Consider the following 19,125-nt stretch of genomic DNA (forward strand, 5'->3'; position numbering starts at 1 on the left):
CCCCCGGAGCGTCAGAGCAGACCGACGCGGCTCGCCTGCTCGACCGCTTGCGCCCGCGAGCTCACCCCGAACTTCTGGTACAGCGAACGGATGTGGGTCTTGATCGTGTTCGGACTCAGCTGCAGGCGGTCGGCGATGTCGCCGACGCTCTGGTAGCGCGGGAGCTCGCGGAGGACCTCCCGCTCCTTCTCGGTGATCGGGACGTCGACGCCCGCGGGCCGCCGGCGACGGGGCAGCGCGGCGCGCTCTCGGACGAGCTCCGCCGCGAACCCGTCGAGGGGACCGAGCCGGCCGAGCCGTACCGCCACCAGGTCGGCGCCGAACCCGCCCCGCACGACGAACGGTCGGCGGGCGTGCAGCAGCGCGGCCCGCTCCAGCGCCTGGACCACCCGGACGTCGGCCTGCGTGGAGCGCCCGCACCGGTCGGCGTGGGCCGCCAGCGTCAGGAGGACGAGCACGCCGGTCGACGGGTCCCACGCCGGCGCCCGGGCGCTCAGCGCGGCGAGCAGTCCGTGCTCCGCCTGCGCCGGGCGGCCGGACCCGTCCTGGACCAGGGCGGCCGCGAGCACGGTCTCGGCGGCCTCGCGCCCGAGCGCGCGACGGACGAGGGCCACGGCCTCCTCCGCACGGTCGCGGCCGCGGTGCACCAGCGTGGCGGCGACGAGGTGGTACGCGAAGGAGGCGACCACCCGGGGCGTCGGACGGTCGTAGGTCAGGGCGAGGTGCTCGAGCCGAGCGAAGGCCTCGCGGTCGTCGGTGCCGGCGTCGAGGAGGACCATCTCCCGCAGCGCCGCCGCCTCCACCGCGAGGTGCCGGTCGAACGCGATCGCGCGTGACCGCAGCAGCACGTCGAGGTCCGCCGTGGAGGCGCTCATCGTCTCGCGGTAGGTCTTCGCGACGGCGGCGACCCCCGCGCGGGCGGCCGCGAGGTCCGACTCGACGCCGGCGACGGGTGCCGCCGCCATCCGGTCCGCGAGCGCCACCGCCTGCGCCCACTGCCCCTGCCGCGCCGCGAGCGTCGACGCCTCCTGCAGCACCGTCAGGTGGGCCCACGCGGTGTGCTCCGAGTCGGTGGCGTCCGCGCACTCGAGCAGGAGCCAGAACGCCTCGTCCGGGTCCCCGCACCGATCGGCGGCCCGGGCGCGGGCCCAGTCGACCACCACGTGCGCGCACCGGAGCTCGGCGGGCGGATCGGCCGTCGCGAGGCGCAGCTCGCGGTCGCGGGTCCGGAGCACCGCGAGCGCGGACGGCACGTCGTCGGGCTCGCCCTCCAGGATCTGCAGCGCGCTCAGCAGCAGGCGCAGCGGCGGAGGCAGCTCGCCCGCCGACGCCGCCGCGCACGCGAGATGGTGACGCACGATCGACCGGTTCGAGGAGCCCGGCAGCAGGACCATCGCCGCGACCACGTGGAGCGCCGGGCTGCTCCGTCCGCGCCGTTCGAGGAGCACGAGGGCGTCGTGGACCCGTGGGGCGACGCCCCGGAACACCAGCTCCACCCCGTGCTGCTCGACGAGTCGCGCGACGCCCGGCACGTCCTCCGCCCGCAGCGCGAGCTCGAGCGCCTCGCCCGGCCGGCCCCGCGCCCGGTACCAGGCGCTCGCCCGCGTCAGCGTCCGCGCGGCCGCATCGAGGTCCCGTCGCCGACTCTCCGCTCGCAGGTGGCCGCGGAGCATCGGGTGGTAGCGGTAGACCGGTTCCCCCTCGCGGTCGTCGCAGCTGATGAGGGCGAGGCGTTCGCTCAACCGCTCCACGACGGCCGCGGCGTCCGGCCGGTCCGCGAGGTGGGCGGCGAGCCCCACCGGGAAGCGGTCGACGGCGGCGGTCGCGAGCAAGAAGTCGCGGTCGGACGCCGACAGGTCGGCGACCAGCTCCGCGACGAGCTGATCGCCGGCGCTGCGCTGGTCGGTCAGGAATCCGGGCGGCAGCTGCGACCGGGCGCCCGCGCGGGCGAGGCGGTCGGCGAGCGCGGCGAGTGCGGCGACCCAGCCGCCGGTGTGGTCGAGCAGCGCGGTGAGCGCCTCGTCGTCCAGCCCGATCCCGCGGGAGCGGAGGAGCATCGCGGCCTCGGCCGCGGTGAAGGCGAGGTCCTCGGAGCGGAGCTCGGCCGTCGGCAGGACGGCCCGCATCAGCGCCGCCGGCGGGCGGCGGCCCGCCATCACCACGTGCAGGGACGCCGGCCGCGAGGCCAGCAGACGGCGCAACCACGCGCCGTCGGCTCCGCTGGTCAGACGGTCGAGATCGTCGAGGAACAGGGTGACGGGAGCACGCCGCGCGAGCGCCGGTGCGCCGCCGGACGGGATCGGCCCGTCCGAAGCGGCGCGGTCGACGTCGTCCCAGGCGGCCGCGACCGCGCTGCTGAGCGTCGGCGCGTCCTCGCCCGACGGCGGGACCCCGACCCACGGGCACGGGCGCCCCTCGCGCTGCAGCTGCTCCCGCCACTGCGCGAGCAGGGCGGTCTTGCCGGATCCGGCCGCGGCCCACACGGCGACGTGCGCGTCGCCGTGCCCGGGGAGTGCCAGTCGGGGCCGGGCGATCGCGCCGCGGGGCACGACGGGCGGCGCGGCGCGGCGGTGCGGACCGTCGGCGACGACGAACGGGGACTCGGTGCGCACGGGGCCCCCTTCGGGCTCGACATCGGCTGCTGCGACCGGACCCCGCGGACGCTAGCCGCGGCGCGCGACCGCGTCGAAGGCCTTTCGGCCTCGCCCGAACCGGGCGAGGCGCGCTGCCGGCGGGCGGGATGCGCGGTCACCCCGTCCGCACGAGGCGATCCCCGCGCATCGGCGCCGAGCCTGAAGCGGTCTCGTGCAGCGGGTCGGAGGAGGAGGCGGTCGTGGACTTCTGGGCGGGTTTCTGGAACGTGATCTGGTTCTTCGTCTGGGGGTTCGTCTTCGTCGCGTACCTGTTCGCGCTGTTCTCGGTGATCGTCGACCTCTTCCGCGACCGTGCGATGCGCGGGTGGGCGAAGGCCCTCTGGATCGTCGGTCTGGTGTTCATCCCCTTCCTCACCGTGCTGGCGTACGTCATCGCCCGCGGCGACTCGATGGCGGTGCGCAGCGCGAAGGAGCAGCGTTCCGCCCAGGCCGCCGCGGAGACCTTCATCCGCGACGTCGCGGGAACCAGCCCGGCGGAGGAGATCCGGACCGCGAAGGCGCTCCTCGACGCCGGCACGATCACGCCCGAGGAGTTCGAGACGCTGAAGACGCGGGCGCTGCTCGGGCGGGACGGCGCGGCGGCGCCGCGGCAGCACGACGGCTCACCGGTGCGGACGGCGGGCTGACCGATGCCGGGTCCCGAGTTCGGTCCGGTGGAGCTCTCCCTGGTCGCGTTCGGCGGCGAGCCGTCGCCCGCGCTGCTGGAGGCGCTGCACGACACGCTCGCCTCCGGTGCAGTCCGCCTGCTGGACCTCGTGCTCGTCCGCCGCGAGGCCGACGGCGCCCTGGTCGTGCGGGAGGTCGAGGACGCCGCGGCCGAGGGGTTCCCCGAGGCCGACCTCCCCGGGTCGGGGCTCATGAGCGCGGAGGACGTCGAGGTCCTCGCGGAGGCGCTCCCGGCCGGCACCGCCGCCGCGGTGTTCCTGGTCGAGCACGTGTGGGCCAGGAAGCTCGCCGGCCGACTCGCGGAGATCGGCGGCTTCGTGGCCGCGACGGAACGGATCCCGGCCGCGGTCGTCAACGACCTCCTGGCCGTGGCGAAGGCGGAGTGAGGAGCACCATGCCCCGGATGCGCAGAGCCGGTCGACCCGGCCTCATCGGGCTCACGGCCCGGACCGCCGTCGTCGCCGGCACCGCGGCGACGGTCACCGGCGCGGTCGGCCGGGGGCGGGCCCGCCGCGAGCAGGAGGAGCAGGCGCAGCTGGACGCCGCCGCGCAGGCGGAGCAGGCGCGGATCGACCGGGCCGTCGCGGCGGCCGTGCCGCAGCGGGTTGCCCCGCAGGAGCCGGCGGCCCCGACCGTCGACGCCTCCGGTCTCGTGGCCGAGATCCAGCGGCTCGGCGCGCTCCGGGATCAGGGGCTGCTCAGCGAGGACGAGTTCAGCGCGGCGAAGCGCAAGCTCCTCGGGTGAGGGCCGTCGTGGTCACGCCGCACGACGCCGAGGGGCTGGAGCCGGCGCACGACGCACCGCCGCCGGCCGACGCGGACCGGGGGCGGGGTGGTGCGCGGCGGTGGTCGGCGGTCGTACTCCTCGCCCTGGTCGCCCTGGTGGTGCCGCCGACGATCGCCGCCGCGTGGCTCCACCAGCAGGTATCCGATCCGGACCGGTTCGTCGCCATGCTCGCCCCGCTCGCGGAGGACGCGTCGTTCCGCACCGCCGTCACGGACCGGACGAGCACCGCCGTGCTGGACGCCGCGGGGGTCGACGCGCTCGCCCGCAGGGCGTCCGACGCGCTCGCCGGGATCCCGCTCCCCGCTCCGGCCGTGACTGCCGTCGAGACGCTGAGCACCCTGGCCGCGCGGGAGGCGCGAGCGGCGGTCCACGACGTCGTCCGGGGCTTCGTGGAGTCGGACCGGTTCCCACGGGTGTGGGAGGACGTCGTCCGAACGGCGCAGATCCAGGGGACGGGCCTGCTGACCGGGCGGACCGATCAGGCGCTCGCCGCCGATGCGTCCGGGCACGTGGTCGTGTCGCTCGCGCCCGTGATCGAGCAGCTGCGGCCGCGGCTCGAGCGGGCCGGCTTCACCGGCGCCGCGCTGATCCCGGCCGTCGACGCGACGATCCCGGTCGGCACGATCGACGGGCTGCCGGCGGCGCGGACCGGCTACCGCGCGCTGAGCACGGCGGCGCTCGTGCTGCCCTGGCTCTGCGCGGGGCTGCTCGCGCTGGCGTTCCTCGTCTCGCCGGCGCGTCGGCGGACCGTGCTGCACACGGGCGTCGCCCTGCTGACCGCGGGCGTCCTGCTGGTCGTCGCCGCGATCGTGGGGCGCGGGATGCTCCTCCCGGCGCTCAGCCCCGAGCCGCTGCCCGCCGACGTCGCCGGACCCCTGATCGCCGCGGTGCTCGGGACGCTGACCCCGTCGGTGATCGCCCTCGTGCTGGCCGGGCTGCTGACCGTGCTGCTGGGACTGGCCGTCGCGGGCCCGCGCGGTGCGGGCCCGGCCGCGCTGCAGCGCCCCGCGGTCGGAGCGGCGCGCGCGGTCGGCGCCGCCGTGCGCCGGGCACGGCCCGTGGTCGTCGTGTCGGTCGTCGCCGCGGGCGTGCTGGCGGTCGCGCTGGTCCGGCCGCTCACGGTGGCCGCCGCGCTCTGGATCCTGGTCGCCGCGCTGGCGCTCCTGCTCGCGGACGCATCCCTCGAGCGACTGGCGGACCCGCGCTCGGCGGCCGTCGGTCCGCCCGCCCGACGGGATCCGGCCTGACGCGCCTAACACCCGGGCACCGGTCCGCCCTAGGGTCGGGCCGATGGAACCGACGCCGAGGTGCCTCGACCGGCCCGCCGCGGCCGATCGGCGGGCGGACCGGTGACCGTCGTGATCGCGGGCGCGTCCGGCTTCATGGGGCGGCGGCTCGACGCCGAGCGCCGTCGGGCGGGGGAGCGGGTGCTCACCGTGGGCCGGTCGGGCGCCGACGCGACCTGGGGCGACACGGCGGCCATCACCCGGCTCGTCGACGGCGCGGACCTGCTCGTGAACCTGGCGGGGAAGAGCGTGAACTGCCGGTACACGCCGGCCAATCGGGCCGAGATCCTCCGATCCCGCGTCGAGACCACGGCCGAGCTGGGCCGCGCGGTCGCCGCCGCTGCCGCCCCGCCGCCGCTCTGGATCAACTCGAGCACGGCCACGATCTACCGGCACGCGGACGATCGGCCGCAGACGGAGGCGGACGGCGAGCTCGGCGCGGGCTTCTCGGTCGAGGTGGCGAAGGCGTGGGAGCGCGCGTTCTTCGAGCCCGAGCTGCCCGGCGTGCGCCGCATCGCGATCCGCACCGCGATCGTGCTCGGCCGCGGCAGCGTGATGGTCCCGCTCACCCGGCTCGCGCGCTTCGGCCTCGGCGGCGCGCAGCTGGACGGCCGGTGGCCGGGCACGCCGGCGCGGATCGCCGCTGGGGTGCACCACCGCTATCGCCCGTCGTCGGCGCACGGCCGGCAGCGCTTCTCGTGGGTCCACATCGACGACGTCGTGGCGGCGATCGCGTTCCTGCGGGACCGCGAGGACCTCGACGGGGTGATCAACCTCGTCGCACCCGAGGCGAGCGACGACCGGACGCTGATGGCGGATCTCCGCCGCGTGCTCGGCGTGCCGATCGGGCTTCCGGCGACCCGGTGGATGCTCGAGCTCGGGACGTTCGCGATCCGCACCGAGACGGAGCTCGTCCTCAAGAGCCGATGGGTCGTGCCGGACCGCCTCCTCGCCGCCGGATTCGCGTTCCGACACACGGACCTCGAGGAGACGCTGCGGGCGATCCTCGCCCGGCCGGAGCGAGCAAGCTGATCCCCGTGTTCGAGGACCGCTTCGACGGCGCCGCGCTCGACGAGCGGGTGTGGCTGCCCGCGTATCTGCCCGCCTGGAGCTCACGGAGCGCGGCCGCGGCGAACTTCGCGCTCGACGACCGCGGCCTGCGCCTGTCGATCCCGCCCGGGCAGCCGCTCTGGTGCCCCGACACGCATCCGGATCCTCCGCTCAACGTCTCGGCCGTCCAGTCCGGGAACTGGTCCGGGCCGGTCGGCGGCACCCGCGGGCAGCAGCCCTTCTGCGAGGGACTGCGGGTGCGGGAGGCGCAGGAGCGATTCGAGGGCTTCGTCCCCCACTTCGGCCGCATCGAGGTCGAGTGCGCGGCCGACATCGGTCCCGATGCGATGTGGTCCGCCTGGCTGATCGGGTTCGAGGACGAGCCGGAGCGCAGCGGCGAGCTGTGCCTCGTCGAGGTGTTCGGCGACGCGCCCGCGGCGGTCGGATCCGGCGTGCACGCCTTCCGCAACCCCGCGCTGCGCGAGGAGTTCGGTGTCCTCGACCTCGGGATCGACGTCCGCGAGCAGCACCTCTACGCGGTCGACTGGCGGGAGGACGGCGTCGAGTTCCTCGTCGACGGCGAGGTCGTCCGCCGATCCGCCCAGTCGCCCGGCTACCCCATGCAGCTCGAGATCGCCGTGTTCGAGTTCCCCGGCCGTGCACCGCGCACGCGGCCGCCCGAGCTGCTCGTCCGCCGGGTGTCCGGGCGACCCGGCCTAGCCTGAGCCCATGAGCACCGCCGCCTTCCGCGCCGAGGACCGTCCCGTCCGCATCGCCGTCCAGATCGCCCCGCAGCACCTGCCGCTGAACACGCTCCGCGACGCCGCGGTGCGGGCGGAGGAGCTCGGCGCGGACCTCGTCCTCAACTGGGACCACTTCTACCCGCTGTCCGGCGACCCCGACGGGCTGCACTACGAGGCGTGGACGCAGCTCGCGCAGTGGGCGGAGGCGACCGAGCGCATCGAGCTCGGCCCGCTCGTGAACTGCAACTCGTACCGCAACCCGAACCTGCAGGCCGACATGGCCCGGACCATCGACCACATCTCCGGCGGCCGGTTCGTGTTCGGCACCGGCTCCGGCTGGGCGGAGCGGGACTACGAGGAGTACGGCTACGAGTTCGGCACCGTGGGCTCGCGCCTCGACGACCTCGCGCGGGACCTGCCGATCGTCCGCGACCGCTGGACGAAGCTGAACCCGCCGCCCGTGCGTCGCATCCCGATCCTCATCGGCGGCGCGGGCGAGCAGAAGACCCTCCGCCTCGTCGCCGAGCACGCCGACATCTGGCACAGCTTCGTGGCGCCGGAGGCGCTCCCGCACAAGCTCGAGGTGCTGCAGGGCCACGCGGAGAAGGCCGGGCGCGACGTCGCCGAGATCGAGATCGGCAACGAGCTCCGGGGTGTGGACGACGCGAAGGCGGCCGCGCTCTTCGACGCCGGCGTCCGCCTGTTCACGCTCGGCGTGACGGGCCCGGACATCGACTTCGACGCCGTGTCCCGCTGGATCCGCTGGCGCGACGCCCGCAACGGCTGAGCCGCAGCGCGAACTTGCCACTAAGCGCCCCATTCCCGTTCGGGAAGGGGCGCCGAGTGGCACCCCGCGCCTCGACGCGGCTGGTGCTGCGTGGTCTTGCCGCGATGTGCCCCGTTTTCGTTCCGGGAGGGGGCGTCGAGTGGCAACCCCGCGCCTCGACGCGGCTGGTGCTGCGTGGACTTGCCGCGATGTGCCCCGTTTTCGTTCGGGGAGGGGCGTCGAGTGGCAAGTCCGCGCCTCGAGGTGGCTGGCGCTGCGTGGTCTTGCCGCGATGTGCCCCGTTTTCGTTCCGGGAGGGGCGTCGAGTGGCAAGTCCGCGCCTTCAGCACCCCAACGAGGTCGAGCGGCGCCGTCGGCGGTTCATCCGGCGTGCGGCCGGCCCTCCCGCATCTCCCGGACGAGCGACGACACGACGGCCCGGAGATCGCCGCCCGCCTGCGCGGACGCGAGCGCCTGCCGCTCGTACGAGGCGCCGACGTCGATGATCGTCAGCACGTCGTGCAGCTCCGTCGCGCAGCCGAGCCGCTCCGCGACGGGCTCGAGCCGCGTCACGAGGTCGCGGAGGTCGTCCTCCACGAGCCGCTCGCTCCCGCCTCGGTCGACGACGACCTCCGCGTCCATGCCGTAGCGCGCGGCCCGCCACTTGTTCTCGCGGACGAACCACGGCTGCAGCGTGCGGAGCTCCTCGCCGGCGTCGAGGCGCTCCGAGAAGTCGTCGACGAGGCACTGCGTGAGCGCGGAGACGGCGCCGATCTCGAGGATCGTCGGCAGGCCGTCGGACACCCGCGTCTCGACCGTGCCCCACTTCGCGGAGGGCCGCACGTCCCACCGGATCTCGTCCCAGTGGTCGATCACGCCGATGTGGATCAGGTCCGCCACGATCGACTCGTACTGCTGCCACGACTCGAGCTGCGGCGGCAGGCCGGCGGTCGGCAGCTGCTGGAACAGCATCGCGCGGCTCGACGCGTACCCGGAGGACTCCCCGAACACGAACGGCGAGGAGGCCGACAGGGCCTGCAGGTGCGGGTAGTACACGAGCATCGCCTCGAGCACAGGCAGCGCCTTCGCCGGGTCGTCGACCCCGATGTGGTTGTGCACGCCCCAGATCAGCAGCTGGCGGCCGAACACCCCGGTGCGGTCGACGAGGGTGACGTACCGCTCCTTGTCCGTGACCTGCTGGTCCTGCCAGCGCGCGAACGGGTGGGTCCCGGAGCCGATCAGCTCGAGGCCCATCGGGTCGGTGGTCCGCCGGAGCCGCTCGATGGTGTGCTCGAGGTCCGCGACGCCCTCCGCGACCGTGCGGTTGACGCCGGTGACGACCTCGACGGTGTTCGTGAGCAGCTCGCTCGTGATCCGCTCGTTCCCGTCCTCGTCGGTGAGCACGGTGTTGGCGAGCACCTCGGGCGCGGCGCCGACGAGGTCGCCCGTGTGCCGATCGACGAGGGCGAGCTCCCACTCGATGCCGAGCGTCGACCGGTCGGACCGCGCGAACTCGATCGCCATGCGCGCAATCCTGACAGACCGCCATCCGGAGGCCGTGGGGTGGCGGATGCGGGCGGCGCCGCCCAGCGGGAGCAGGCAGAATGGACGTCGGCCCTCCGCGCCCCGCGGCGCGCCCTCGTCAGACCTGGAGCCCGCGTGAACGGCAATGCCACCTCGACGTACCGGAACGTCGCCCTGCTCTCGGTGTCGAGCGTGCTCGGCCCGCTGGTGACGACCTCGGTCGAGATCGAGCGCAGGCTCGAGCCGATCCTCAAGCGGCTCCGCCTGCCGGTCGGGCTGCTCGAGCGCGTCGCGGGTGTGATCGAGCGCCGCAACTGGGGTCCGGGGCTCTCCTCCCACGAGGCCGCCGTGCAGGCGGGTGAGCGCGCGCTGCGGGAGGCGGGCGTGCCCGCCGGGTCGATCGGCCTCCTCATCAACACGTCGATCACGAAGGAGCACCTGGAGCCGTCGGTCGCCACGCGGCTGCACCACGGCCTGGGGCTGCCGACCTCCGCGATCAACTTCGACGTCTCCAACGCGTGCCTCGGCTTCGTCAACGGGCTGAGCCTCGCCTCCGGCCTCATCGACGCCGGTCAGGTCGACTACGCGATGGTCATCGACGGCGAGGACATCGACCGCATGCAGCGGACGACCATCGACCGGCTCGCGGCGAACGACTCCCTCGACCGCCAGGCGTTCATGAACGAGTTCGCGAGCCTGACGCTCGGCTCCGGCGCGGCCGCCGCCGTGCTCGGCCGCGCCGACCTGCACCCGGAGGGCCACCGCGTCGTCGGCGGCGTGACGCGTGCGGGCACCGAGTGGAACGACCTCTGCATCGGCTCGATGGACGGCATGACGACCGACACGAAGTCGCTGCTGAAGCGCGGCATGGAGCTCGTCACCGCCGCCTGGAACGAGGCGAAGCGCGACTGGAACTGGTCCGACATGGATCGCTACATCATGCATCAGGTGTCCAGCGCACACACCGCCGCTTTCGTCGCCGCGGCCGACATCGACCCGCAGCGCGTCCCGGTGACCTACCCGAGCCTCGGCAACGTCGGCTCGGCGTCGATCCCGATCACGCTCGCGCAGGAGTCGGAGAAGCTGCAGAAGGGCGAGCGCGTGCTGCTCTGCGGCGTCGGCAGCGGCATCAACACCTCGATGCTCGAACTGGCGTGGTGAGCGGGGCACCCCTCCGTCCTGAGGTGCTCGAAGGGCCGCCCGCCGGCCTCCCGGGGCTCGACCCCGCCTGGTCCCGCCTCGTCCCCGTCGACGACGCCGCGACCGGACGCCCCGTCGTGCACCACGTACTCGACACCGGCGCGGAGCTGGAGCGGCTCGGGATCGCGCCGGCCGGCACGATCCTCGCGGTGCACGGCAACCCGACCTGGAGCTATCTGTGGCGCGGCCTCGTCGCCGCCTCGCTCGACCGGGCCCGCGCCGGTGCGCCCGCCTGGCGGGTCGTCGCCGTCGACCAGCTCGAGATGGGCTGGTCCGAGCGCACGGGCACGACCCGGCGCGTCGCGGACCGGGTCCGCGACCTCGGCGCGCTGACGGACCGGCTCCACCTCGGCCCGCGCGTGGTCGCGCTCGGGCACGACTGGGGCGGCGTGATCGTCTCCGGCTGGGCGATCGCGCACCGCGATGTGCTCGCCGGGCTCGTGCTCACGAACACGGCGGTCGACGGCCACGCGGCGCTCCCGGGCGCCCTGAAGGCCGCGCTCGCCGCGTCCGCCGTCGGCACGGAGCACACGACCGCCTTCCTCGACGTGACGATGGCCATCGCGCACCCGCGGCTCGACCGGGACGTCCGCGCGGCCTTCCGCCGCCCCTACCGCTCGGCGCGCCGGCGGGAGGGCATCCGCGACTTCGTCGCCGACATCCCGTCCACCCCGGGCCACCTGAGCCGCGCGGCCGTCGACGCGATCGCGGCCGGCCTCGCGGCGCTCGACGTGCCGGCGCTGCTGCTCTGGGGCCCGCGCGACCCGGTGTTCCAGGAGCGGTACCTGCACGACCTCATGCGCCGTCTGCCGCACGCGCGCGTCCACCGGTTCGAGGGCGCCGGGCACCTGCTGCCCGAGGACGCCGACGTCGCCGGCGCGGTGCTCGACTGGGTCGCGGCGCCCACGCCCGCCCGTGGGGACGGCTCCGCGTCCGCGGCCGAGCCGTACCGGCCGCTCTGGGCCGCGGTCGAGGAGCGGGCGGAGGACGACACCGCCGCGCTCGTCGAGCTGCGCGGCGTCGCCGAGCGCACGATCCCGTGGCGGCTCCTCGCCCGGCGGATCCAGGACCTCGCGGCCGGCCTCGACGCGGTCGGTGTGCGCCCGGGCGACCGCGTGTCCCTGCTCGTCCCGCCCGGTGCGGACCTGCTCGCCGCGGCGTTCGCCTGCCTCCGCATCGGCGCGGTGATCGTCGTCGCCGACGCCGGGCTCGGCGTGCAGGGGCTGACGCGGGCGGTCACCGGCGCGCGGCCGGACTGGATCATCGGGATCCCGCGGGCGCTCGCGGCGGCCCGCGCCCTCCGCTGGCCGGGCATGCGGATCGCGGCGGCCGGGCTGGCCGCTCCGGCCCGGGCGGCGCTCGGGGTCCGGCACACGCTGCCCGAGGTGGCGCGGCTCGGCCGTGGCAGGGCACTGCCCACGGCGCCCGCGGGCGACGACCTCGCCGCCGTCCTCTTCACCTCGGGCTCCACCGGACCCGCGAAGGGCGTCCGGTACACGCAGGCCGGCCTCGCGGCGGTCCGCGACGCGATCACCGCGCGCTTCGCGCTCGGGCCGGGCAGCGCGACCGTCGCCGGCTTCGCCCCGTTCGTCCTGTTCGGCCCGGCGTTCGGCTGCCGGACCGTCGTGCCCGACATGGACGTGACGAAGCCCGCGACGCTGACCGCGGACGCGCTCGCCGCCGCCGTCGCGGCCGTGGACGCCGACACCGTGTTCCTGTCTCCAGCCGCGCTGACGAACGTCCTCGCGACCGCGGACGACCCGGCCGCCTTCGACGGCGTCCGCCTGCTGCTCACCGTCGGCGCGCCCGTGGGGGAGCCGCTGCTCGACCGCGCGCAGGCGGTGCTGCGGCTGGCCTCCCTCCACACGCCGTACGGCATGACGGAGTGCCTGCTCGTCGCCGACGTGGACCGCGAGGCCGTCGCCGCCGCCGGGCCGGGGAACGGCGTCCTCGTCGGCGCCCCCGTGCCGGGCGTCGCCGTGCGCATCGCGCCGCTCACCGAGGACGGCCGGGCGTCGGATGCGACGACGACCGAGCCCGGCGCGACGGGCGAGATCCAGGTGCGCGCACCGCACATGCTCGACGGCTACGACCTGCTCTGGCGCACCGACGCCGCGGCGCGCGCCGGCACGGCCGACGAGCCGTGGCACCGGACGGGCGACGTCGGTCATCTCGACGACGGGGGCCGGCTGTGGGTGGAGGGGCGGCTGCCGCACGTGGTCACGACCCCGGACGGCGTCGTGACACCCGTCCAGGTCGAGCTCGCGGCGCAGCGCGCCGGGGCGCCGCGCGCCGCCGCCGTCGGCGTGGGGCCCCGCGGCACGCAGCAGCTGGTGGTCGTCGTGGAGGGCGGCGAGGGGCCGCTCGCGGAGCCGGCGCTCGCCGAGCGGGTGCGCGCGGAGGCCGACAGGCCGGTCGCCGCGGTGCTCGCCGTCCGGGAGCTGCCGACGGACGTCCGCCACAACGCGAAGATCGACCGGACGCGCGTGGCGCGTTGGGCGACGGCCGTGCTCGCGGGGGAGCGGGTGCGGGAGCCGTGAGCCGCGTGCTCGTCACGGGCGCGAGCGGCTGGCTCGGCGCCGCGGTCGCACGCGACCTCGTCGCCGCGGGCCACGAGGTGCGGACGCTGCAGCGGCGCGCCTCCGGCGTCGACGGCGCCGAGGACGTGCTCGCCTCCGTCACGCAGCCCGACGCGGTCGTCCGTGCGGTCGAGGGCGTCGACGCGGTCGTGCACCTCGCCGCCAAGGTGTCGTTCGCGGGCGAGGAGGCCGACTTCGTCGCGGTGAACATCGAGGGCACGCGCACGCTCGTCCGCGCGGCCAAGCGCGCGGGCGTCCGGCGGTTCGTGTTCGTCTCGTCGCCGTCGGTCGCGCACACCGGCGAGCCGATCACGGGGGAGGACGCCCCGCCCGCGCAGCCCGAGCGGGCGCACGGCGCCTACGCGCGCACCAAGGCGGCGGCCGAGCTCGTCGCCCTCGGCGCGGACGCTCCGGGCTTCGCGGTGGTCGCGGTCCGCCCGCACATCGTCTGGGGGCCCGGCGACCCGCAGCTCGTCGAGCGCATCCAGCAGCGCGCCGCGGCGGGACGCCTCCCGGTCGTCGGCTCCGGTGCGGCGCTCGTCGACTCCACCTACGTCGACGACGCGGTCGCCGGCATCCGCGCGGCGCTCGACGCCGCCGAGCGGGTCCACGGGAACGCGTACGTGCTCACCTCGGGGGAGCCGCGGCCGATCGCCGAGCTCATCGCCGGGTTCTGCGCGGCCGCCGGTGTCGCGGCGCCGACCCGCCGCGTGCCCGCTGCCGCCGCGAAGGCGGCCGGCTCGGTCGTCGAGGCGCTCTGGCGCATCCGGCCGGGGCACGACGAGCCGCCGATGACCCGCTTCCTCGCGGAGCAGCTGTCGACCGCCCACTGGTTCGACATCCGCCGCACCCGCCGCGACCTCGGCTGGACGCCCGAGGTCGGCGTCACGGAGGGCCTCCGCCGCCTCGCCGCGCACCACGCGGTCATGCGCGGTTGAGCCTGCGGCGCGTAGACCGGAGGGCATGACCGCACCGGCGATCACCGTCCACCGCGAGCCCTCCCCGCTCGGCGTCGTCGTCCGGGTCGGATGGTTCGCGCTGCTCGTCGTGGCCGGGCTCGCCGCTGGGATCGAGGGCGAGCGCATCATCCGCGAGGCGGCCGCGTCGCCCGACGCCCTGGCCGTCGCGAACGCGGGCGCGCCGTACGCGGTCGTGCTGGCGGTGCTGGCGATGGTGCGGCGGTCGCCGGCGTGGGCCGCGGCGGACGCGCTCGGCTTCTTCGCGGCCTACGTCGGCGGCTACTACCTCGCCGTCGCGGTGCACCACGGCGGGGCGGCCGTGGACCGGCACTACGCGCTCGTGTGGCTGCTGGTGGCGCTCGTCGCGTGCCCGATCGGCGCCGCGGCGATCACCTGGGCGCGCGCCCGGCCCGGCGTCCTGCGGGCCGTCGTGTTCGCGGTCCCGGCCTCAGCCGCGCTCGCGGAGGCGCTGACGGGCCGCATGTGGGGCATGGGGGACCTCCTCGCCCCGGTCGTCCTGACCGCCGACCTGCTCGTCGCCGCGGGCTACGTGCTCGTGCTGCCGCGCGGGCTCCGGACCCGGATCGTCGCGGCGGTGCTCGTCGTCCCGGGGACCATCGGGTTCGTCGCGCTCACGCAGCACCTCACGGCGACCGGGGCGTTCTGGCGGTACGTCTACTGAGCCGTGCCGGGGCGCCGCGCCGATCCGGTGCCCGACGGCCTCCGACGTCTGGCAGAATGACCAGTCGGGTCCGCGGGCTTCGACCCTCTAATCAGGCCTGCGGATGGTCTTCTTGGTCCGTCGCCGGGTGTGCCCCACGCCCCCGGCAGCGCGGATCGTCAACGCATCGACTCACGTGAGGAACCACGAACTGTGGCTGTCAAGATCCGCCTGAAGCGGCTCGGCAAGATCCGGGCCCCGTACTACCGCATCGTCGTCGCCGACTCGCGCACCAAGCGCGACGGTCGCGTCATCGAGGAGATCGGCAAGTACCACCCGACCGAGGAGCCCTCGGTGATCGAGGTCGACTCGGCCCGCGCGCAGTACTGGCTCGGCGTCGGCGCGCAGCCGACCGAGCAGGTCGCCGCGCTCCTGAAGCTCACGGGCGACTGGGGCACCTTCAAGGGCGAGAAGGACGCGAAGAGCACCGTCCGGGTCAAGGGCGAGAAGGTCGCCTTCGCGCCGGACGCGAAGAAGGGCTCGGTCGTCCGCTCCAAGGAGTCCGTGAAGGACGCCGAGGCCGCGACGAAGGCCGACGCGGCCGCGGACGCGGAGCGCGTCGACGAGGTCGAGAGCAGCTCGACCGTCGAGCACGAGACGCCGGCTCAGGCCGACAACTCCTGAGCGGACCGGACGACCTGATCATGCTCGACTCCGCCCTCCTGCACCTCGTCAAGGGGATCGTCGACAACCCGGACGACGTCCGGGTCGCGTCGCACGGCTCACCCCGCGGCGAGGTGCTGGAGGTGCGGGTCGCGCCGGCCGACCTCGGCCGCGTCATCGGGCGGTCCGGGCGCACCGCGAAGGCGCTGCGCACCGTGATCACCGCCCTCGCCGACGGCCGCAGGGTCCGCGTCGACGTCGTCGACGTCGACCGCTGACGTGGCCTCCGGACGCAACCGCTCCGCGCAGACGCAGCTCCGCGTCGGACGGCTCACGAAGGCCCACGGGCTCAAGGGCGGGCTGAAGCTCGAGCTCTTCACGGACGACCCCGACCGGCGGTTCGTCCCCGGCGCCTCGTTCTCCCTGCAGGTGCCGGAGGAGTCGCCCTGGCACGGCAAGCGCATCGAGCTCGCCGAGCTGCGCTGGTACAACGGCATGCCGGTCGGCTTCTTCGTCGACGTCGCCGACCGCACCGCGGCGGAGAGCCTCGTCAAGGCGATCCTCTGGGTCGACCAGGACCCGGACGAGCCCGCGGAGCCCGACGCCTGGTACGACCACCAGCTGGTCGGCCTCGACGTCGTCCGCGACGGCGCGAGCGTCGGCGTGATCGACCGGCTCGAGCACCTGCCCGCGCAGGACCTGCTCGTCGTGCGCACGCCCGACGGCGCGGAGGTGCTCGTCCCGTTCGTGAAGGCGATCGTGCCAGAGGTGGACGTCGACGCCGGCCGCGTGGTCGTCACCCCGCCGGAGGGGCTGTTCGAGCCGCTGCCGGATGAGCCGGCGGCCGATGCGCCGGACGCTCCGGCCCCGGACGAGCCGACCGAACAGGGCTGAGCGTGCGGCTCGACGTCGTCACGATCTTCCCGGAGCTGTTCGCCGCGCTCGACGTCTCCCTCCTCGGGAAGGCGCGGACGAGCGGGCTGCTCGACGTGCGCGTGCACGACCTCCGGGACGCGGCGCACGACCGGCACCGCACCGTCGACGACACGCCCTACGGCGGCGGCGCGGGCATGGTGATGAAGCCCGAGCCGTGGGGCGAGATGCTCGACGGCCTGCTCGCCGACGGCGACGACCCGCTCGTGGTCTTCCCGACGCCCGCCGGCACGCCGTTCCGCCAGCCGGTCGCCAAAGCGCTGGCGGTGGAGTCGCGGCTGATCTTCTGCTGCGGCCGCTACGAGGGCATCGACCAGCGCGTCGTCGAGGACACCGCCGCGCGCGCCCGCGTCGCCGAGCTCAGCCTCGGCGACTTCGTGCTGAACGGCGGCGAGGTCGCGGTGCTCGCCATCGTCGAGGCGGTCGGCCGCCTCCTGCCCGGCGTGATCGGCAACCCGGAGAGCCTCACCGAGGAGAGCCACGAGGACGGGCTGCTCGAGTACCCGAGCTACACCAAGCCCGCCGTCTGGCGCGGCCGTGAGGTGCCGCCGGTGCTCCGCTCGGGCGACCACGGGGCGGTGGCCCGCTGGCGGCACGAGCAGGCCGTGGCGCGCACGCGCCGCGTCCGCCCGGACCTCCTCCCGCCCGACGGCTCCTGAATCCGGGATCGCCACGATGCCCGGATGCGTGGACGGTCGGGGGCGGGTCAGCCCCGCGCGGTGAGGACGATCGGGTCGCCGTCGGTGACGACGACCGTGTGCTCGCTGTGCGCGCCGCGCGACCCGTCCTGGCTGCGGAGCGTCCAGCCGTCCGGGTCCGTGAAGATGCGGTTCGTCGTCTCGAGCAGCCACGGCTCGATCGCGATGACGAGACCCGGCTTCAGCTTGAGCCCGCGGTGCGGGCGGCCGTCGTTCGGCACGTGCGGGTCGCCGTGCATGGTGCGGCCGACGCCGTGCCCGCCGAACTCGAGGTTCACGGAGTAGCCCGCGGCACGGCACACGTCGCCGATCGCGGCCGAGACGTCGCCGAGCCGCATGCCGGTCCGCGCCTGCTGGACGGCCGCGTCGAGCGCCGCCTGCGTCGTCCTGATGAGCTGCTCGTCCTGCGGCCGCGGGGTGCCGACGATGACCGTGACGGCGCTGTCGGCGACCCAGCCGTCGACGCTCGCCGCGAAGTCGAGGCTCACGACGTCGCCGTCCTGGAGCCGGTAGTCGAACGGGAGGCCGTGGAGGACGGCGTCGTTCACGGACGTGCAGAGCACCTTGCCGAACGGCATCGCGCCGAACGACGGGTGGTAGTCGATGTAGCAGCTCTCGGCGCCCGCCTCGCGGATCATCCGGTGGGCGATCGCGTCGAGCTCGAGCAGGTTCATGCCGACCGCGGCCTCCGCGGCGAGCCGCTCGAGCACCGAGGCGACGAACCGACCGGCCGGCCGCATCGCCTCGATCTCGGCGGGCGTGCGCAACTCGATCACTGTGTCTCCTCCGTGTCCCGTCGACCCTAACCGGGTGCGCGGGCACCGCCGGTCAGACCGTTCCCCGAGGGGTTCCTATGCCTTCGGCGAACAGCCGCTCCACGCCCGCGCCCGGTGCCTACGATCGCCCCATGGCTCTTCGTCGGGTGTTCTTCGCCTGGCAGTTCGCGGCCGCGGCCGTCCTGCCGCTCTGGCTGCTGCTCGGCTACGCCGTCTTCGGCTCGTCGGTCGGCGGCTTCCTCAGCGTCGTGCTGCTGGCGCCGATCGTGCTCGTCGTCGAGCTGGCCCTCGCCGCGCTGTTCACCGCACGAGCCGGCGTCCGCCGCGCCCGCGCGCTCGACCTCCCCGCCGTCGGCGTGCTCGCCGCGTTCCAGCTCGGCGTCATCGGCGTCGGCTTCTTCGGCCCCGCGACCGCGTGGTTCGGGCTGCTCGCGGCGGTCGCCGCGATCGGCGGCTTCTGGCTCGGCGGCACCCTGCTGGCCCGTGACGTGCGCGCCCGGGTGCAGGAGACGATGATCGCGTTCGGGCGCCCGCCCGAGGCGGTCCGCCGCGCGCCGATCGACGCCGGCGAGTACATCGTCGTCAAGCCCTCCACGCGCTGAGCCGCGCGTCGCCGTCGGGCCGCAGGCGTCATGCGGCGCACCGGGGCGCCGGTGTGCCAGAATGATCGATCGTGCCGCGGCCGTTCCTGCCGCTGGGGGACTCCTTCGATCCCGCGGCACCGTCTCGCCCGGCGCTGATCGCAGCGCCCCGAACCGGGCCGACCGGCGGCGCGCCCAAGGAGAACCATGAGCCAGCTGCTCGACGCGGTCGACGCCGCGAGCCTTCGCACCGACGTCCCGGACTTCCGTCCCGGTGACACCGTCCGCGTGCACGTGAACATCGTCGAGGGCACGCGCAGCCGTGTCCAGGTCTTCCAGGGCGCGGTCATCCGCCGCTCCGGGGCCGGCATCCGCGAGACCTTCACGGTCCGCAAGGTCAGCTTCCAGGTGGGCGTGGAGCGCACCTTCCCGGTGCACTCGCCGGTGATCGACCACATCGAGGTCGTCACCCGCGGCGACGTGCGCCGCGCCAAGCTCTACTACCTGCGCGAGCTGCGCGGCAAGAAGGCGAAGATCAAGGAGAAGCGCGAGGCCTGAGCCTCGGCTTCGACCCGACACGTACACTGACCGACCGGCGC

The 19,125-nt window shown here is 75.2% G+C and carries 20 protein-coding genes; 17 read left to right on the forward strand and 3 right to left on the reverse strand.

Going from position 1 to position 19,125, the window contains the following annotated elements; all coding sequences use genetic code 11:
• Window positions 1-11 precede the first annotated feature (11 nt).
• A complete protein-coding gene (locus tag CLV52_RS07460; RefSeq protein ID WP_133765592.1) occupies window positions 12-2,612 on the reverse strand; it encodes a winged helix-turn-helix domain-containing protein in 2,601 nt (866 codons plus the stop codon).
• Window positions 2,613-2,833: 221 nt separating this feature from the next.
• Here CLV52_RS07460 and CLV52_RS07465 point away from each other — a divergent pair, with 221 nt between their 5' ends.
• From CLV52_RS07465 to CLV52_RS07495, 7 genes are all read left to right on the forward strand, one after another.
• Window positions 2,834-3,280: an SHOCT domain-containing protein gene (locus CLV52_RS07465; RefSeq protein WP_133765593.1), complete on the forward strand. Its 447-nt coding sequence runs from the start codon at window positions 2,834-2,836 to the stop codon at window positions 3,278-3,280.
• Between the two features lie 3 nt (window positions 3,281-3,283).
• Window positions 3,284-3,706, forward strand: a complete 423-nt coding sequence (locus tag CLV52_RS07470) for a DUF6325 family protein (protein ID WP_133765594.1) — start codon at window positions 3,284-3,286, stop codon at window positions 3,704-3,706.
• Between the two features lie 17 nt (window positions 3,707-3,723).
• Window positions 3,724-4,065: an SHOCT domain-containing protein gene (locus CLV52_RS07475; protein WP_246018005.1), complete on the forward strand. Its 342-nt coding sequence runs from the start codon at window positions 3,724-3,726 to the stop codon at window positions 4,063-4,065.
• Entirely contained in the window at window positions 4,062-5,354 is a 1,293-nt protein-coding gene (locus CLV52_RS07480; RefSeq protein ID WP_133765596.1) for a hypothetical protein, read from the forward strand. The genes CLV52_RS07475 and CLV52_RS07480 overlap by 4 nt, the downstream gene beginning before the upstream one ends.
• A 102-nt stretch (window positions 5,355-5,456) precedes the next feature.
• Window positions 5,457-6,425 (forward strand): epimerase, encoded by a 969-nt coding sequence (locus CLV52_RS07485; protein WP_281276054.1) that lies wholly within the window; start codon window positions 5,457-5,459, stop codon window positions 6,423-6,425.
• Window positions 6,426-6,430: 5 nt separating this feature from the next.
• Window positions 6,431-7,168, forward strand: coding sequence for a glycoside hydrolase family 16 protein (locus tag CLV52_RS07490; RefSeq protein ID WP_211342625.1), 738 nt, complete (start codon window positions 6,431-6,433; stop codon window positions 7,166-7,168).
• A 4-nt stretch (window positions 7,169-7,172) separates the two neighbouring features.
• The gene (locus CLV52_RS07495) at window positions 7,173-7,973 is read left to right on the forward strand and encodes an LLM class F420-dependent oxidoreductase (protein WP_133765598.1); all 801 of its coding nucleotides are present in this window, start codon (window positions 7,173-7,175) and stop codon (window positions 7,971-7,973) included.
• A gap of 360 nt (window positions 7,974-8,333) precedes the next feature.
• Here the strand turns inward: CLV52_RS07495 and CLV52_RS07500 are convergent, their stop codons facing one another.
• Window positions 8,334-9,476, reverse strand: a complete 1,143-nt coding sequence (locus CLV52_RS07500; RefSeq protein WP_133765599.1) for a glutamate--cysteine ligase — start codon at window positions 9,474-9,476, stop codon at window positions 8,334-8,336.
• Window positions 9,477-9,611: 135 nt separating this feature from the next.
• Between CLV52_RS07500 and CLV52_RS07505 the strand changes: the two genes are divergently transcribed.
• The 8 genes from CLV52_RS07505 (at window position 9,612) to trmD (ending at window position 17,130) form a co-directional block, all read left to right on the forward strand.
• On the forward strand, window positions 9,612-10,637 hold the full coding sequence (locus CLV52_RS07505) for a 3-oxoacyl-ACP synthase III (protein ID WP_133765600.1): 1,026 nt from the start codon (window positions 9,612-9,614) through the stop codon (window positions 10,635-10,637).
• Window positions 10,634-13,216 (forward strand): alpha/beta fold hydrolase, encoded by a 2,583-nt coding sequence (locus CLV52_RS07510; RefSeq protein WP_246018006.1) that lies wholly within the window; start codon window positions 10,634-10,636, stop codon window positions 13,214-13,216. The genes CLV52_RS07505 and CLV52_RS07510 overlap by 4 nt, the downstream gene beginning before the upstream one ends.
• The gene (locus tag CLV52_RS07515; protein WP_133765601.1) at window positions 13,213-14,193 is read left to right on the forward strand and encodes an NAD-dependent epimerase/dehydratase family protein; all 981 of its coding nucleotides are present in this window, start codon (window positions 13,213-13,215) and stop codon (window positions 14,191-14,193) included. The genes CLV52_RS07510 and CLV52_RS07515 overlap by 4 nt, the downstream gene beginning before the upstream one ends.
• Before the next feature lie 25 nt (window positions 14,194-14,218).
• The gene (locus CLV52_RS07520) at window positions 14,219-14,896 is read left to right on the forward strand and encodes a DUF6518 family protein (RefSeq protein WP_133765602.1); all 678 of its coding nucleotides are present in this window, start codon (window positions 14,219-14,221) and stop codon (window positions 14,894-14,896) included.
• 192 nt (window positions 14,897-15,088) lie between these two features.
• Window positions 15,089-15,559, forward strand: a complete 471-nt coding sequence (gene rpsP / locus CLV52_RS07525; RefSeq protein WP_133765603.1) for a 30S ribosomal protein S16 — start codon at window positions 15,089-15,091, stop codon at window positions 15,557-15,559.
• Between the two features lie 20 nt (window positions 15,560-15,579).
• Complete coding sequence (locus CLV52_RS07530; protein WP_133765604.1) at window positions 15,580-15,816, forward strand: RNA-binding protein; 237 nt, start codon at window positions 15,580-15,582, stop codon at window positions 15,814-15,816.
• Between the two features lies 1 nt (window position 15,817).
• Window positions 15,818-16,432, forward strand: a complete 615-nt coding sequence (gene rimM / locus CLV52_RS07535; protein WP_133765605.1) for a ribosome maturation factor RimM — start codon at window positions 15,818-15,820, stop codon at window positions 16,430-16,432.
• A gap of 2 nt (window positions 16,433-16,434) precedes the next feature.
• Window positions 16,435-17,130, forward strand: coding sequence for a tRNA (guanosine(37)-N1)-methyltransferase TrmD (gene trmD, locus CLV52_RS07540; protein ID WP_133765606.1), 696 nt, complete (start codon window positions 16,435-16,437; stop codon window positions 17,128-17,130).
• Window positions 17,131-17,177: 47 nt separating this feature from the next.
• Here trmD and map read toward each other — a convergent pair whose 3' ends face one another.
• Window positions 17,178-17,945, reverse strand: coding sequence for a type I methionyl aminopeptidase (map, locus tag CLV52_RS07545; RefSeq protein WP_133765607.1), 768 nt, complete (start codon window positions 17,943-17,945; stop codon window positions 17,178-17,180).
• A 131-nt stretch (window positions 17,946-18,076) separates the two neighbouring features.
• Here map and CLV52_RS07550 point away from each other — a divergent pair, with 131 nt between their 5' ends.
• Window positions 18,077-18,547 carry a hypothetical protein gene (locus tag CLV52_RS07550; protein WP_133765608.1) on the forward strand — a complete coding sequence of 157 codons (471 nt, stop codon included), beginning with the start codon at window positions 18,077-18,079 and terminating at the stop codon, window positions 18,545-18,547.
• A gap of 186 nt (window positions 18,548-18,733) precedes the next feature.
• Window positions 18,734-19,084, forward strand: coding sequence for a 50S ribosomal protein L19 (gene rplS, locus CLV52_RS07555; RefSeq protein WP_133765609.1), 351 nt, complete (start codon window positions 18,734-18,736; stop codon window positions 19,082-19,084).
• Window positions 19,085-19,125 lie beyond the last annotated feature (41 nt).

The sequence above is a fragment of the Amnibacterium kyonggiense genome (genome assembly GCF_004364555.1).
GTDB classification, from domain to species: Bacteria; Actinomycetota; Actinomycetes; order Actinomycetales; family Microbacteriaceae; genus Amnibacterium; species Amnibacterium kyonggiense.